The organism is Chryseobacterium arachidis (genome assembly GCF_900129245.1).
GTDB classification, from domain to species: Bacteria; Bacteroidota; Bacteroidia; order Flavobacteriales; family Weeksellaceae; genus Chryseobacterium; species Chryseobacterium arachidis.
Window position 1 is genome coordinate 142,346 of the sequence record NZ_FQUT01000007.1, and the last position, 17,018, is coordinate 159,363.

At 35.7% G+C, this 17,018-nt stretch carries 10 protein-coding genes; all 10 read right to left on the bottom strand.

Going from position 1 to position 17,018, the window contains the following annotated elements:
- Nucleotides 1-233: 233 nt before the first annotated feature.
- Nucleotides 234-1,322: an L-rhamnose/proton symporter RhaT gene (gene rhaT, locus BUA89_RS13820; RefSeq protein WP_072958981.1), complete on the bottom strand. Its 1,089-nt coding sequence runs from the start codon at nt 1,320-1,322 to the stop codon at nt 234-236.
- A gap of 714 nt (nt 1,323-2,036) precedes the next feature.
- Nucleotides 2,037-3,194, bottom strand: coding sequence for a glycoside hydrolase family 88/105 protein (locus BUA89_RS13825; RefSeq protein WP_072958984.1), 1,158 nt, complete (start codon nt 3,192-3,194; stop codon nt 2,037-2,039).
- A 318-nt stretch (nt 3,195-3,512) separates the two neighbouring features.
- Entirely contained in the window at nt 3,513-4,289 is a 777-nt protein-coding gene (locus BUA89_RS13830) for a rhamnogalacturonan acetylesterase (protein WP_072958986.1), read from the bottom strand.
- A gap of 285 nt (nt 4,290-4,574) precedes the next feature.
- Entirely contained in the window at nt 4,575-6,449 is a 1,875-nt protein-coding gene (locus BUA89_RS13835) for a rhamnogalacturonan lyase (protein ID WP_072958989.1), read from the bottom strand.
- A gap of 391 nt (nt 6,450-6,840) precedes the next feature.
- Nucleotides 6,841-7,644 carry a DUF4350 domain-containing protein gene (locus tag BUA89_RS13840; RefSeq protein ID WP_072958992.1) on the bottom strand — a complete coding sequence of 268 codons (804 nt, stop codon included), beginning with the start codon at nt 7,642-7,644 and terminating at the stop codon, nt 6,841-6,843.
- A gap of 153 nt (nt 7,645-7,797) precedes the next feature.
- Nucleotides 7,798-10,569, bottom strand: a complete 2,772-nt coding sequence (locus tag BUA89_RS13845; protein WP_072958995.1) for a glycosyl hydrolase — start codon at nt 10,567-10,569, stop codon at nt 7,798-7,800.
- Between the two features lie 284 nt (nt 10,570-10,853).
- Nucleotides 10,854-12,176 carry a rhamnogalacturonan acetylesterase gene (locus BUA89_RS13850; RefSeq protein WP_072958998.1) on the bottom strand — a complete coding sequence of 441 codons (1,323 nt, stop codon included), beginning with the start codon at nt 12,174-12,176 and terminating at the stop codon, nt 10,854-10,856.
- Between the two features lie 2 nt (nt 12,177-12,178).
- Nucleotides 12,179-15,034 (bottom strand): glycoside hydrolase family 2 protein, encoded by a 2,856-nt coding sequence (locus tag BUA89_RS13855; protein ID WP_072959001.1) that lies wholly within the window; start codon nt 15,032-15,034, stop codon nt 12,179-12,181.
- Entirely contained in the window at nt 15,034-16,407 is a 1,374-nt protein-coding gene (locus BUA89_RS13860) for a rhamnogalacturonidase (protein ID WP_083531683.1), read from the bottom strand. Before BUA89_RS13860 ends, BUA89_RS13855 begins: the two co-directional genes overlap by 1 nt.
- Before the next feature lie 252 nt (nt 16,408-16,659).
- Nucleotides 16,660-17,001 (bottom strand): hypothetical protein, encoded by a 342-nt coding sequence (locus tag BUA89_RS13865; protein WP_072959004.1) that lies wholly within the window; start codon nt 16,999-17,001, stop codon nt 16,660-16,662.
- Nucleotides 17,002-17,018 lie beyond the last annotated feature (17 nt).

A 17,018-nucleotide genomic window follows, 5' to 3' on the forward strand; every position in this document is an offset into this window, starting at 1 on the left:
TAATTTAACTTAAATAAATGTAAACATTCTAAGCAATAAACAAAAACCTTAAAAATTTAATCACAATATATGGAATTAAATTTAAAATCCGCAATATTTTGATTATCAAAAAGTTTTATCGTGCTTTCGAAAAATACATTTTCTAATATAAAAAGGTGCTGAAAAGATCAGCACCTTCGAGAAATTAAACTATATTATCCGATATGAAATAATAAACTTGGTTAAAAAAAATTTTATCTCAACGAGTTCCCGTACCCAACAATTAAGATAGAAACAAACATTACCAGCATTCCTACTACAATCGTAGAGATTGTTTTCCTGGAAACCCCTTTCCATTCTTTGATGATAACGCCCCAAAGATTGGCAATTAAAATGATGAATGCCATGTGTAAAATCCATGAGCTTGGGCCGTTCCCCATTTTGCTTTCTCCCATTCCGTAGAAGAAAAACTGTAAAAACCACATCGTTCCTGCCAAAGCGCAGAAGAGAATATTTTTTACTGCAGGAACATTCTTTTTAGTATAATCTGTATAAGATTTATTTTTAAATGAAAGATAAAGACAACCGATAAGGTTTGAAGCCATTCCGCCCCAAAGTACCACAACATACGTCACATTATTCTGAAAAAGAAACTCTCCCTGATTCGGATTTGCCAGCTTCCAGGCTTCATTGGCAACATTGGCCATCGGTTTTCCTGCTTCCAAACCAAAATTGAAACACGCACTTAAAACTCCTGAAATAATGGCAACAATTAATCCTAAACCAAATTTATATTCCGTTTTCACCTCTACCCCGTGAGGATCAACAGCGTCTGTCTGAAGTTCTTTGTCTTTCATCACTCCCGCTTTTCCGCTGATAATGATCCCGATAACGCAAACCAAAAGCCCCAAGAGAACCATTTTTCCCCACTCACTGGAAAGCATTAAGCCGATATTATCTTTTCCGTCCTGCGGATTAAATTCATAATAAATAGAAGGAAGAAGCGACCCGATCACCATCGTTAAGCCCAGCATAATACTGCTTCCTAAAGCAACACCTAAATAACGAACACCCAAACCATACATAAAACCACCGATTCCCCAAAGTGCTCCAAACAAGAATGTGAAACCTATGATAGATGAAGATTCACTCTGAATAATGCCCCAAAAATTCGGAATTGTAAGAAATGCTGCCAAAGGCGGAACAATGATCCACGAAAACAAGCCCCCGATCAACCAAAAAGTTTCCCATTGCCAACCTTTTACTTTTTTGTAGGGCATATAAAAACTGCCCGAAGCAAAGCCTCCTAAAAAATGGAAAATTACTCCTAATAATGCATTCATAATTTATTCTAATTGATTGATGTTGAAAATTACCAAGATGAAACCGATTGCGCATCTTGTAGTGTCATGCTTAAAGTGTCGATAAAATAAGAATTTTCGCCATGTTTTAAAAAAAATGTTTAAACCATTATTTTATTGACAGTTATAATGATTTTAGATTTAATTTACTGCTAAAATATTTCCCGAAACATACAGCCATGTTTATGATTTCAGCTTATTATCCAAAAAATGTTATGAAATTGAGTTGACCAAAAAGAAATGATGGGAAAAGTATTTTTAACGCTATGTTCGCAAAGCTAATATTTTGAGTGCTTTATTTTTCTTCGTTCGCAAAGGTGCTCTGCTCAGCAAATGACAGCTGAAATTATAGCTAATTTGATATAACACTTCAAAAACCTCACAGATTTTAAAAGGTTTAATTGTATATCCGAAACTTTGTTCCTAAGGTGCGACAAACTTTCGGACATCTCCGAAAACCTCATGCATGGGTTCGACAAGCTTTCGGAACTTCCGAAACGTTCTTACGAGGGTACAACAAGCTTTCGGACTTCTGAGAAAAGCTGTTACAAGGGTGAGACTAACTTTCGGGAAACCTCATCACTTATTTCTTCTTTGAATTGAGCAATAAAAACCTGATGAATCATAAATCCATCAGGTTAAATTATTTCAGAAACATGTATTAAACTTGGCTCTTTTTACTTGGCTATTAAAATCTTACTTTAATTTATAAACTTCACTCGCTGCCAAAAGGAAACATCCCAATCCGTAATCTTCAAAATCCGGAACTTTGTCTACGGCTAAAGGTTGCCCATCTTTAGGCTCTTTTCCTGTTCCCTGAACCCATCCTAAAAATCCGTTGGGCTGAACAGAATCTTTCACCATCGCATTCCAGGCTTTAACCAAAACCGGTAAATAGGTTTTCTTATCAATTAATCCTTTGTTGATTCCATAGGCCATTCCGTACACGAAAAGTGCAGTACCTGTAGTTTCTTTGCCGCCAAAATTATTGGGATCGTGCAAACTTACATTCCAGAATCCGTCCTGTCTTTGAAGCGGAACTAAAGCTGCCAACATATCTTTGTAGTCCTTAAGATATTCTTTATAGTGGGCATCAGATTTTGGGGTATCATCTAATGTTTTTGCCAGAGCCGCCACTACCCAACCGTTTCCACGGCTCCAATAGCAATCTTCACCATTCGGCTCTTTGTAAGGCGGAACAAAATCTTTATCTCTCCACCAAAGCTGATCTTTTGGATTGTATAAACCATTTCCACCATGCTTGTATTTTGTGTAAGCGTACATTTCATAGTTTCTGTCGAAATATTTTTGCTCACCTGTAATTCTCCCTAATTTTGTAAAAATCGGCATCGACATTTGAAGCGCATCAATCCACCACCAATCGTCTACTTTTTTTGTGGCAATCATGCTGTCCATCGCAGCTTTTACATTCTTAATCCTTTCTGGATTTTTTCTGCCATCAATTTCATAGAGATCAAGGTAGGTTTGTCCGCAAGCCTGATGATCGGCATTTCTTGTATACGTTCCACGCTGTAAATTCCAATTGTGGTTATTTGCCCATGACATGGCATAATCGTAATATTCTTTTTTAGGATCTACTTTATATAATGCGATTAAACCCTCGTAATAAACAGCTCTTGTCCACAAATTACTTGGCCAAACCTTCTTACCAACAATATCTTTTTTGGTATCGGGCCATTTGTTCATAAAATATTGATTCGTTCGCTGAGCAACTTCCAAAACTTCCTTCTTGTTGGGAAGAACAACCTTAGCATTTTTCTGTTTTTGAGCCGTACAAGAGGAAAATCCCCCAATGATTACGGCAAAAAAACCTGCTGTTAATAGTTTTTTCATAAGTATATATTTATTTTTCTATTTTCTTTTTAATCATAAATTTTTATTTGAAGCTTTTCCCGCTTTCCACTATATCTTTTGCTCCGCTTCGCTACACAAAAGGATGTCGTTGCAATCGGGGCTATGGCTCTTGTCCTCGATTTAAGCATTAGGACATATTTACAGAGTTTGTCATTCCGGTAGGAATCTGGACTCGAATCTTTCCATTTTATTTTCTAATACTTTGCCTAGATTCCTACGGGAATGACAAACTTTGAAAATAAAAAGTTTAATCAGTTTTCATATTTATTCAAACATCAAAAACGAATTCACAATACGTTATTTAATGTATTTTTTCAGGTCACAACCTTTTAATTGTTTAATACCTTTTGTTACCAATTCTGCATTTACAATGGCACCTTCTTTATTGGTATGTGTATGATCTTTTGGGAAATAAACCTTCACTTTTTCGGCACCCATTTTTTCATATTTTTCGATAACCATCGTATTTAAATCTAAAAAATAAGCTCCGGTCTGTTGTGCCACTTCTTTAGCCCAAACTCCATATTGATCTTTTTCAATTTTCCCTTCTGCATTAAATTTATTTCTAGGAATTGGCGAAACGATAATTGGAATTGCTCCCTTAAATTTCGCTTCATTTGCATATTTTCTCATGTAATGTCCGAAAGTATACACTGTTTCATTTACTTTTCTGATTGGGTTATAAATATCTTTAGATTCATCTCCAATTCCTTTAATTGTTCCTCTAGCTCTCAAAGTATCTGCCAACTCTCCACCATCGTTATGCCCAAACTGCATCAAAACATAATCACCTTTCTTTATGGTTTTCATAATGGAATCCCATCTTCCTTCGGTCACAAAAGTTCTGCTGCTTCGTCCACCTTTTGCATGATTCTGAATTTCAATTTTATCCGTATTTAAAAACAAATCCATAAAACTTCCCCATCCCCAAAGTGAATCTGCTCCTTTTCCTGAACCATTCTGGACGGTCGAATCTCCGATGATGTATAAAACCGGTTTGTTCTGATTTTTTTGAAATGAAGCTGTAATAAGTACAACTAAAGCTATAATGGGAATGATTATTTTGATTTTCATAATTTTTTTATTTTTATGATTGTATTTTGAACACTAAGATCACTAAGTTTTTTATTCAATTTTTTTTAGTTTCACAAAGCCGCTAACGCTTATAAAAGCTAGCTATGAAAATCTTTGATTTTCAAAATTTCTGTGCTCTTTTCAAAAGCCGAATCATAAACTTAAATAACTTATATGTTTAAAATCTTTTGTGACTTTTGATTTCGTCGAAATAATATTCATCGACTGAAAGGAGATAATCTTCGATTTGTGGTTAAAAAAGTACAGTCTTTTTTAATTAATTGTTTATTTCTTTTTCACAAAAATATTCGGTTTCGGAACTCCCTTCACCGATTCATCCAAGTAATAATCGGTGTGCGGCGGTTGATTATACCCTACATTTTGCCAGACGATGCTTAATCGGTATTGTGGATTGTGCATCAAAGTATATAATCGATGTTTCGTCGGAATCGTGGTACTAAAAATTCTCAATTCCTGATTATCGGCAGATCTGTACATCACTTCTTCCCTCCAATCTCCGAATAAATCGGCAACCAGACCCGGGTTTTTCTTTGTTCCGTTATTCGATTCGCATTGGAAATTTTTAGCATCAAACATCACATTTGATTTCTCTTTTTTCCAGTCCCATTTTGAAACAACCGTTCCATCTAAGATTTCGCTCAAAAAATCACCATCCCAATAAATCCCCATATTTGCAGGTGGATTTTTATCGCTAATTTTTTTTCCTTTTGAGCTATAAACTCCTTTCAATCCGGCTCCTGCTGCCCAACATTCCGAACCATCATAACGAGGGTCGACATTCAGCGACAAACCTCTTCCGGGTCCCTGAAATTTACTCGCCTGGCTGTAAACTGTAGAAGGTAATTTCCACAAAACCTTTCCAGTTTTTCCGTCTCTGAAATGTGCTCCTGCATCATCAAACCTCTCCTGAATATCAAAGATTTCCAATCCCGGATTCGAAGGATCTAAATCGCCAACGTGCAACGCATCACCGTGACCATAACCTGTGCTGTTCAATACTTTTCCGTCGTCATCAACCGTCATTGCACCAAAAACAATTTCATCTTTTCCGTCATTATCAACATCGGCAATGCTCAGATTATGATTCCCCTGCCCGCGATATTGTTTATTTTCTTCTGAACTTTCGGTATCAAAAAGCCAGCGAAGATTTAGTTTTTTATCTTTAAAATCCCACGCCGCAATCGCTGTTCTGGTATAATAACCTCTCGACATAATCACGCTCGGCATTTTTCCGTCGAGGTAAGCAACAGCTCCCAAAAACCGGTCGATACGGTTTCCTTTGGCATCGCCCCAAGTTTCGGTCATTTCTTCACTGGTAGGATTTAAACTGCCTGCAAATCTGGGAACCTGATAATTGACTGTGTTTATTTCTTCACCTGTTTCTCCATTAAAAACCGTTAGAAATTCCGGTCCGGAAAGAATCATTCCGTTTTCGTTGACGTAATTTTTGGTTGGATCTCCAATAAATTTTCCTTTTCCGTCTTTGCTTCCGTCGGCGGTTTTCATAACGATTTCCGCTTTTCCGTCCTGGTCTAAATCATACACCAAAAACTGCGTATAATGCGCTCCTTCCCTGATATTTTTGCCTAAATTAATTTCCCACAAAAACTGTCCATTAAGTTTATAAGCCTGAATAATCGGCGGATCTGTTTCTCCTTTCTGACTGTTGTCGTGAGATCTTCCGGTTTGATGAAGGATGATTTCGTATTCTCCGTCTCCATCCAAATCAGCAACTGAAACGTCATTTGGCGTGTAACCTTGAGGTGTTTTCAATGGAATTGAAAAATAAGGTTTTTGATTTGCTGTGTACTTTGCAAAATCTTGGTCAACGTCCTGATGTTGTGTATTTGATTTTACGAAGTAGGTATAATTTTTTCCTTTATCAGCGGTTTTATCTAAAAAATTAGTTTCATTGAACAACGGTTTCTCATTCAGTTTTTTGGTCTGATTATTTTCTGTGCGGTACACATCAAAATGAGTATTCTGAGCTTCCGTTCCCAGCAAACGCCAACTCACAAAAACGCCTGATTCTGCAGGAATGGCAACGATTCCTCTTTTCAGATATTCCATTTGTCTTTGGGCAAAGAATGTTTGCGAAAGAAATAGAGAGGATGTAATGAATATGTATTTGATTTTCATAAATCTATATCAATATCTGATTATTTTTATGTTTTGGCTAAATGCTTTTATAAACTAATATTTTCACAATGTCATTCTGACGAAGGAAGAATCTCCTTAGTTTATTTGAGATTCTTCACTACATTTCATTTTGTTCAGAATGACAAACACTTTATCAATAATATCTGAAACGTTGAATCGCTCGCAGCCCGACTTGAGCGGAAACACTTTTTGCGTATTAGACTGAAATTTCTTTGCAAAAAAGATTGACTTCGTCTAACCACTCCGTTAGGTTTGGGAGCGGAAGGCACAAATGAGAAAAAGCGAAGGCTTTTATCGAAATTTACGAACGAAGTTCATAGCTGCCCAAATAATTCTAATTACACAACTTCAATCGATTGCACAAATCCAATTATTTTTTAGAAACCTGCTTCAGCAACCACTTTACCCATTCTTCAGTTCCCTGATAATTGGTAAAATCTATCGGAAGTTTTTTGCCGTCGATATACTCGTTGTAGCACCACGGATCTCCCAATGCGAAAACGGTTCCTTTGCCAACTTTTGCAACCGCTCCAATATTCTTCCCTTCTGCCGTCAAAATGGCTTTGGCAGGAGCTTTTACGTCCATCGAACTTACTTCTTTCATATATAATTTTTGCTCGGAGAAAATCTCGTTTCCGGCCGGAACCATCACTTTTCCCTGCTCAAATTCCCTTTTCTGAACGCGGTTGTAACTGTCATCATTAAAATGAATCCCGAATTCTCCCGCCAATTTGTTGAAATGTTCAAACTCAGAATTGCCGTTGTCGTTGCTCATCAAAACCAAAACACCGCCTTTTTTCACCCATTCTGTAAGGTTTTTGATGGAATTGACATCAATAAGATTCGCTTTTCCTCCGTACGCTTCTTTGTCGATATCGGGATCAACAATGATGTAAATATTAGCGTTTTTCAAGTCTTTTTTGGAAGGTGCAGTCGTCAAAGTACTGATTTCTGCGCCTTGTTTCTGGAAAATTTCGCCCAGCAAAGAAAATCCTCCGTTGGAAGTATCGTTCCACGTGTAATGCCAAGATTCAAGGACTTTGGTTTCTTTATTTTCCTTTTTTTCGTTATTGAAAAAGTTGTCTAAAACGACTTTCGGTTTGTTTTGAGCATTGGAAAATCCGAATGTGAGGAGCGTTCCTAATGCTAATGTTTTTACTATGACTTGTTTCATAAATTTATTATACTATTTAATTTAGCCTGTTTCTCTATAATTTTTAACGCAAAGTCCGCAAAGTTTTTTTAACTACTAACTGTTTTTTAATTCGCAAATGCGTAAACTTAGCTAAGAACACAAAGATTGTTTCATTTGCTGGACTTTTTAAAATTATTTTGAGAAATATACAGGAATTAATTGAATTTCACCATCCAAACCTGAAGGTTGTACTTTCCAGTTGGAAGCGTCGAACGGCTTATAATCGATGTTGACAAAATTAATTTCGTGGTAATTCCGCCACTGGATTTTATTCTGGTCCATATAACGGATTTTGTTTGCCATCAGGTTGGAAACCTCAATCTGAATGGTATTTTTTCCTTTTTTCAAGTATTTTCCGACATTTATTTCAAACGGAAGACTCCAGACAATTCCCGCATCTTGACCGTTGATGATGACTTTTGCACTTTCATATAATTTGTCGAATTTCAGTACAAAATCATCAGCTTTTTTATTTAATTTAAATGAAGTTGTGTAAACTCCTGTTCCGGAAAAACTCTGTGTTGAAGAGTCTTCCGTGAAATTTGTCCAAGGTTGAAGTTTGTTTAAAGTTTTTGATTTCGGAAGTTCGGGACCGCCATCTTTGAAAGTAAGCTGCCAAGGCTGGTTTAAAACAATTGGAGCTTCCGTTTTTTCAATATATTTCCATTTTGAAATCGAATTATCCGGAGTTTCTGAAGCTTTTATAATTAATGATTCTCCTGATTTCAGTTGAACTTTTACCGAATTATTCTGTGCTTCAGCAACACCAAAATCTCCGTTTTCAGGATTCATTAAAGCAACCTGTTTTCCGATAAAATTCAATGGAATATTTTGATTGATTTCTTTGGAAGTATGATTGACAATGTAATAATACTTTCCACCGTCAAACTTTCTTCTGACGAATTTCAATCCTGTGTCTGTCAGCTTTTCTCTTTCAATTTTTAAATATTCCAACGCTTTTTCAACATCAGAACTCAACACAATTCTTCCTTTTCCGAATGTTGCAGATTTTAAATTTCCGTCTTGCTGAAAAGGAATTTTTGCCCATAAAGATTGTAATTCGTTTCTTCTTTTTTCAAATTCAAAAAATCCCGGAACGTCTTTTGGTTCACTCTGGAAAATCACAGAAGCGCCATTTTGAGCTAAATTTAAAATATTTTTTAAAGTTAATTCTGAGAAATAATTCAGTTGAGGAATAATTAAAACCTTGTAAGAACCGCCATTTTTTGAAACCTGAATATTCTGATTTTCAAACTTCGCTTCACCAATCATTTTATCCGAAATCATATCCAAAGAATAACCGGATTTCCCCAATTTTTCAAGGTTTTCATAAAATACAGTCGGATGCAGCCACTTTTCAATATTATGAATTTTGAACGCCATATCCTTTCCTTTCGCACTTGCCCATTGGTCATAAATTGGCCAGTACATCAGGATTTCATTATCTGATTTTCCGCTTTGCAGAACAGATTGCGTTCTTTCGACGTAAGAATTCAAACCTTTAATATTTGGCCATAAGGAATTTTCAGGAACGAAATTCGTCGAAGCATAAAACAACCAGCCTGGAAACTGAACATCCGCAGGAGTATACGTCGTTCCGTGATAAAAAATATGATTGATTCCGGATAAAAAAATCTGTTCAGCTTCCGGTTTTACCTGTGACCAGGATGTTTTGAAATGTTCTGTCAACCAAGTAAAAGATTCATTGGAAATCAAAGTTTTTCCGGTAATGTTTGCCGCCGAAGATGCGAATTTCAGCATATTGATGTCGGGAATTTCCTTTGTATTGATGTCTTCCAGATTTCTTCTTAAACCCTGAATATCGAATTTTGTACTTCCGAAAGTTTCAGATTCAGGAATATCGACTGCCGCATACAAGTCCAGCAAATTTCCTGGTGAACCGTGTGCCTGATTGGTATTTTTTGAGTTTTTGGAATGTGCCCAATTCGTAAAATTTTCTGTGAAATTATGCAAAATCAGTTCGCTCATCGTTTCACGATAATCTGACTTTATTCTTCCGGCTATTTCACTTTCATCATCGCTCACCAAATATTTGATATACTGACTTAAATCGTAACCTCTTCTTTTCTTAAATTGTTCTTTAAAATCGGCAGTCCAGTCGGCACCGTAAACCTCATAACTGTCATTGAAAAACGAACGGATTCCATAGTTTGAATTTCCAAAAGCTTTGTCAAATGTTTTCAGATAATCTTTCGTTGCATCGGGAGAAAAATGATCTAAAGTATAGCCATCACCACCCGGAGCGGCACGTTTTACTTTTTGCAAGGTTTTACCCACAAAAACTGCGTAGATTGTCCATTTTCCAGAGGTTGGTTTCCAATTTAAAGTTCCGTCTTGAGTCACTTTATCTGTTAAAACAACCGCTTCATTTTTTTCATTGTAAGCGGTAACGATGTCTAGTTTTGTGGCCTTTAAATTCTTCTGTTTCTCGTCTTTTAAAACAATCTTCTCAGAAAATTTTTCATTGGGCTGAATGCTGTAAGTCTGAACAATCATTTTGGTTGCAGCATCCTGTTCATCAACTTGAGGTCCGCCAATTGGCCAGCCTGTTCCGACTGCCATATCAACGCCCATTTTCAGACTTTTAGCTTTATCTGTCGTGAACTGCAGCATCTTCATCCATTCCGGAGAAAGATAATTGATGTATTTATTTTCAAACCCTTTTGCGCCATAAATCGGGACAATTTCTACTCCTCCGAAACCCGCTTTTGAAAGGGTTGTCAATTGTTTGTCCAGACCTTTTTCGTCAACAGCACTTCCCATCCACCACCAACGCGTCCAAGGTTGAGCGGTGTTGGTCGCTTTTGGCCACGGATTTTGTGCGGAGAGATTTCCGAAGGCAAAACAGAGAACGCTGAGTTTTATGATATTTTTAAATTTCATTTTTTAACTTTTATTTTTTAACCACAAAAGGCACAAAAGTTTGACACTTTAGTTATTTTTAAGTTTGTGATTCGACTTTTGAAAAGAACACATAAGTTTTAAAAATTCAAAGATTTTTTTCTTTATTTCAACATTAAGAAATTAAGATTTTAAGATTCTTCTTAATGATTCTTATCTAAATCAATTTATTAGTTCTTAATTTTAATATTTATGTCAATTCTTAAATCCTTAATGTTAAAAAGAATAAACTTTGTTTATTTAATTAAGCTTATTAAGTTCAAACTTTAATTTCCATCAGGTTTTAAAGATTCCATAAAAACAGATTCCGGCCAATGGAATTTTTCAACATCATCGGGTTTATTGGGGTTAAAATTTTTCTCATTATTTGAAATGTATTTCTTCAACGGTAAATTTTGGTCAACGATGGATTTTACGACACATTTCGCCAATTCGTAAGCTCCGTAAGGATTGAAATGCGTATCGTCTGCCAAAGCATTCGGTTGATTGGGATAAGCGTTTGCGGGATAATAGACAAATGCTTTCTTCGCCGCTTCTGGTCCCATCGCTTCGAACAATATTTTGCTTAATGCATTCAAATCAATCAAATCCACTTTTTCTTCTTTTGCAATTTCTCTCATTGCGTCAGGAAAATCGTCTAAAGTGTTGACAATTTTATTGTTTTCATCAAAAACTCTGCGGTTCATTGAAGTGACCAAAACCGGAATTGCGACTAATTGTCTGGCTTTTTGAATCCATTCTTTTAATCTTTTTCGATAACCTGATTTTGTACTGTTTCCTGATTTTTGGTCGTTGTGTCCAAACTGAATGAATAAAAAATCTCCAGGTTGTATTTTATTCCAGATTTTATCGATTCGATGGCGGTCTTCAAAGGCTTTTAAAGTTTCTCCACTTTCGGCATAATTGGCAATTACGACTTCATTCGGAACGAAAAAATACGGTAACATCTGTCCCCAAGAAGCCCACGGCTCATATTGTGCATCAACAACCGTTGAATCTCCTGTCAAATAAATAGTTTTCGCCGTTTTGTTAGGTTGAATAATTATTGAGCATACTTTCGGAGCTTTATCATTGAATTCAATCGTCAGCAAATTATCCCAATGCAAATATTTTGTTTCTCTTGGTTTTAATTTTACAATTCCGATTTTTTCGCCGTTTTGATTTCTGATAATGCTGTCTTTTGCGTGAACTGAAATTTGTTTTTCAACAATTTCGCCCTGTTTTGTTTTGATATCATTCAACATCAATCGGCGGTTTTCTACACGGACTGTTGTTTCCGAACTTCCTTTTGTATCACCTAAATTCAGTCGAATATCATAATTTCCTTCCGGAATTGCGACCGAAAAATAGAAAGGTTTGTCACTTGTGATAAAATCTCCCGTCAAAGCATTTCCGCCATTGTCAACAGATTTTAAACCCGAAATATCCATAAAACCATAGCCGATTTTCCTGTCGAATTTTGAAGTCGAATGAATTGGAATAAAACCTTTTTCTACTCTTTCTCCGCCAAAATCAAACTTGAAACTAGTTTGCTGTCCAAAATATAATGAACAGATGCATAACACTAAAAATGAAACTATTTTACTCATTATTAATCTGTCAAAATATTTTCTTTTGGCATTGTGAATTGTTTATTTTCATCACCCAAATCCGGCAAACCAAAATAGAAATATAAGGTTCTTTTAAACGTTCCATTCAAATGATTCGGTTCGCTTTCCGGTCCTAACGATTTGGTTTTATCGTTAATGTTAAACGCCAAAACAGTTCCCAACGGTGGAATCGCATCGAGGAAAGAAATATTCCCGCTTGGCAATTTCGGATAACCTTCCGCTCCATAAATTCCGTAAAAATCAAAAAGTCTGACGAACATTTTTTCTTCTTTGGTTCCGACCGTCATTTTCCCTTCCGCAGTATCGAATTGCAACAAAGAAACATCATCAAAATAGCCTTTAAATTCAGGGTAAATCCACGGCGATTGTCCGGTTCTTGTTGAGTTTTTTAAATTCTGCCAAACATTGTAAGTCTGTCCTTGTAAACGGTTTTTCCAAACGTGATAAGGTCCTTTTCCGAGCCATTTTGCGTTGATGACATAATTTTCAGGATAATCGAAACTTACGCCCGAAAACTGATAATCTCCGGACAAAGAATATTCATAATTTAATTCTAAAATTCCGTTTGGATTGAGTTTCCAAATGATTTTATTTCCGTTTTTGTAATTGACTTCAATCAGTTGATTTTCTCCTTCTGCAAAAGATTTTATGGACGATAATTCCATTGCTCCGTTTACAAAAACAGGACCGTTTTTGAAGGTCATTTTTTTGCCTTTTTTATCGACAATGACTGATTTTAACAAGCCGTCTTTTTTTCCGATGGCAAATTCTTTTTCGTCTGATTTTAAGATAAATTCAGCATCATTTTCTGCCACAGAAACCGGAAATTCTTTAATTAAAGATTTAGAAAATTGCTTCGAAATTTCTTCATTAGACTTCAATTTCCAAGTCCAGGTATAAATTTCTTTTCCGGCAGCATCGGTTACTGTTAATATTAAACCTTCATTATCTTTCCAGTTTGCTGGAAGATTTAAATTAATAGTTCCTTTTTCTGTCGGTTGAATATTTGGAGATTCTGTTTTTCCTGTTTTAATAATATCAAAACCTGATTCAGAAGAAAATGGAGTTTTAAACTTAATTAATTTCCATTCAAACTGACAATCCTTTAAATTCATAAAATGATAACGGTTTTCTACGGGAATATTTCCGTTAAAATCATTGGGCAAGATTTTCAAATCAATTTTTACCGGACTGTAAATTTCCCGAATCGCATAAAAACTGCCTTCCTTTTCACGATGTGGCCCTAAAACTCCGTCGGGAGCGTTGATTGCGTTCACATCAATCTGATTATTGAAATCCGTTCGCACCAAACCTTCATCCACAAAAGCCCAAAGGAAACCTCCTGCCCCTTTTTTGGAATTCCAGTGAAGTTCCCAATAATCGGCTAGAGAAGTTCCGCCACCGCCGTCGTCTTGTGCGTGTAAAAACTCGGTCGGCATATAAATATTTTCGCCTTCGAGGATATTTTTTGTGCTATAAAAATCTTCGTAATGATTGCAGTCGATTCCGTTGAAAGCGTTTCCTGGTTTGTGATGTGCGTGAATGACAGGTCGATTTGACAGGTCATATTTTGCAAACTCGGCATCCAAATCAAAATTATGTCCGCCTTCGTTTCCGTTGCTCCAGAAAATAATCGATGGATGATTGGCATCTCTCACAACCATTTCTTTCACAAGCTTTTTCCCGACTTCCGTGCTGTATTTTTTTTGCCAACCCGCCAATTCATCCAAAACGTATAAACCGAGCGAATCGCAAATTTTCAGAAACGATTTATTCGGCGGATAATGAGAGCAACGAACGGCATTCATATTCATTTCTTTGATGAGTTGGACGTCCATTAAATCGATACTTTCCGTAACAGCACGACCCGTTTCCGGCCACCAAACGTGACGGTTGATGCCTTTCATTTTCACCTTGGTTCCATTGATGAAAATTCCGTCGCCTTTTCGGATTTCTATGGTTCTGAAACCGAATTTTTCTTCGGTTTGGCTTATTGTTTTTTTGTTTTTATTTAATGTAAATTTTGCTTTGTATAAATTTGGTGTTTCGGCCGTCCAAAGTTTTGGATTTTTAACAGAGAATTGAATCTGTTTTAAAGTATCTCCTTTTTGAATCTGAACCTGAGATTCCCCAACCAAATTATTTTTAACATCAAAAATTTCAACTTTCAAATTATTTGTGGAATTAATTCCTTTCAAGCTAATATTCGAACGGAAAGTTCCGTCTGCTTTAGCATCAATTACCGTTGATGAAATATGTTCTTTCGAAGTTGCTTCCAAATAAACAGGTCGAAAAATTCCGCCTAAAATCCAGTAATCTGCTAATCTTTCTGCATTGTTGACCGATTTATCAGCCGACATTTTGGAAACTTTTACTTCGAGAATATTTTCTTTTCCGAAGTGAATTTTATCGGTAATATCATATTTAAATTCATAAAAAGCTCCCTCATGAATTACTCCGGCTGATTTTCCATTGATTTTCACTTCGGTGTCGGTCATTGAACCTTCAAAAACGATGTTGACGGTTTTTCCTTTCCAGGAATTGGGAACGGCAAATTTGTGTTTGTACAAACCTGTTTCGTCATGAAACTTGAAGTTTTTGCCATACGTCACATAATCTCGGCCGTAATTGTAAGAACCGAAACCTTGTTGTTCCCAATGAGAAGGCACATTGATTTTGCTCCAACTTCCAGATTTTCTGCCGGAGTTTATCCAAAAATCCCATTCTTTGGTGTGCTCAGCATCTTTCCCAGTTAAGAATTGAATTTCTTTTGACTGAGAAAACAAAAACTGTGAACAGACACATAACAGAGCTAATATTTTGAAAGAAAAACTCATTATTTTGTAGCGATGTCGGAGTCGTCTTTTTTATCGTAAGATTGTGTAAGAGAAGCTACTTTCGTAACATTGACCTTAGTTTGCTTTAAATTTTGAATGTTATTCAAGTTTTCCATTTCGGGCTTTAAAGCTTTGATTTTTAAATTTTCAAAAGTGAAATCTTTTAAATCAAACAAATCCGATTTTTCAATAGAAAACGCTGTTTCGCAACTTAAATCAATATTTTTTATGCTAATGTTATTTGCCAATCCTTTTCTCGGTTTTTCTTCACCTTTCAAATCAAAAAACTGATTCCAGCCTTTTGCGTAAATAAAAGTTTTTACGTTTCCTTTAATGTTATCTAAAGTGATGTATTCGTAATGTTGAGGCGTGTCGGGACGCATTTTCAGGTGCAACAATCTTGAAGCATCTTTCACCGTTGAATTTCTGAAAATAATGTTGTAGTTGTGAATCGATTCGCTTCCGCAAGTGAGCGCAGAATGGCAGAATCCGAAAGTATTGTCTTCGATGATGATGTTTCTGTTTTCACCGTTATTCGGGTCTGTATCCGCTTTTGGACCTTTTCCACCTTTCAAAGCAATAGCATCGTCATTGACCGACATATAACAGTTTTTTACCAGGAAATTTGAACAGGCATCGATGTCGATTGCGTCTGTACTTGGCGCTTTTACAGGTTCTTTCGGAGCTAAAATCGTTAAGTTTAATAATTTCACGAATTGAGACTTATAATAATGCGTGCTCCAGAACGGTGAATTTTTCACTGTAATTCCTTCAATCTGAATATTTTTTGAATTGGAAACATAGATAATTCTCGGTCTCATTTCATCCATATTGGTGCATTTAGGATTCCATTCTCTTCTTTTCCAGAATGATTTCCAAAAGCGAAGTCCGTTTCCATCTAATGTTCCTTTTCCTGAAATTGTGAAACCATCTAAACCGTCTGCATTAATTAAAGCCGGAAAATATTTCACAGTCTGACCTTCCATTCTTGTAGTCACGACAGGAAAATCGTTAATATCATCGCTTCCTTTTAATTTTGCTCCGTTTTCTAAATATAAGTGTGTTCCCTGTTTAAAGAAAAGAGAACTGATGAGGAAGGTTCCTTTTGGTACGACAATGACACCTCCGTTTTTTGAAGCTTCATCAATGATATTTTGAACCTGTTTTGTCTGAAGAATTGTGCTATCGTTCTTTACTCCAAAATCTGTGATGATGTATTTCTTGCCTAATTTATTGATATCTGTTGGCTTGTTTTCTTTGAACCATTTCGGAATGGCTGTTCCGTCTGGGAATTTGTCCTGACTTTTTAATCCTGAAAAAGAAAAAAGAAGTGAAAAAGTTAAGCAAAGCTTTGATATATTTTGAAATGTCATAATCGATTTTGTATAGCTAATAAACGAAAATAAAAGTATAGTTTTTAGAAGTTTGGAGCATCCTGCCCTTTCATGTTTTATACTTAGTACTTTTAAAATATTATTAGAAAATAGATCTGTTTAAACTCTTATTTTATAAATTCAAATATAATCCCCAAATCCAAATGCCAAAATTGTTTTTCCAAACGTCAATTTTTCTATACTATAAACAAAAAAAAACACCTTTAATCAGGTGTTAAATTATTTAAGTCTTTAATTCTCTTTTAACTTTGCTTTTAGCATTGCATTTTCTGCTTTTAATTGATCATTTATACGTTTTTGTATATTTATCTCCTCTTCTAAAAGTCTAATTTTTCTTTCTGAGATATCAGCGAATTCTTTAAATTTTGCCTCATAGCGATTTCCTAAATCATCCAAAGTATCTTTATAAAGATTTACTAATTTCTCATCATTTTCAAGTTTCTTCGCTTCATTATCAGCATCCATACCTTGTACTTCAGCATTTAATTTTTTTCTCCCAAAAAGCCATCCTGCCAAACCTGAAATTATTAGGCTGAGAAAAGTTTCTATATGTTCCTTGAATAATTCAGTCATTTTTAATTTTTCTCTTT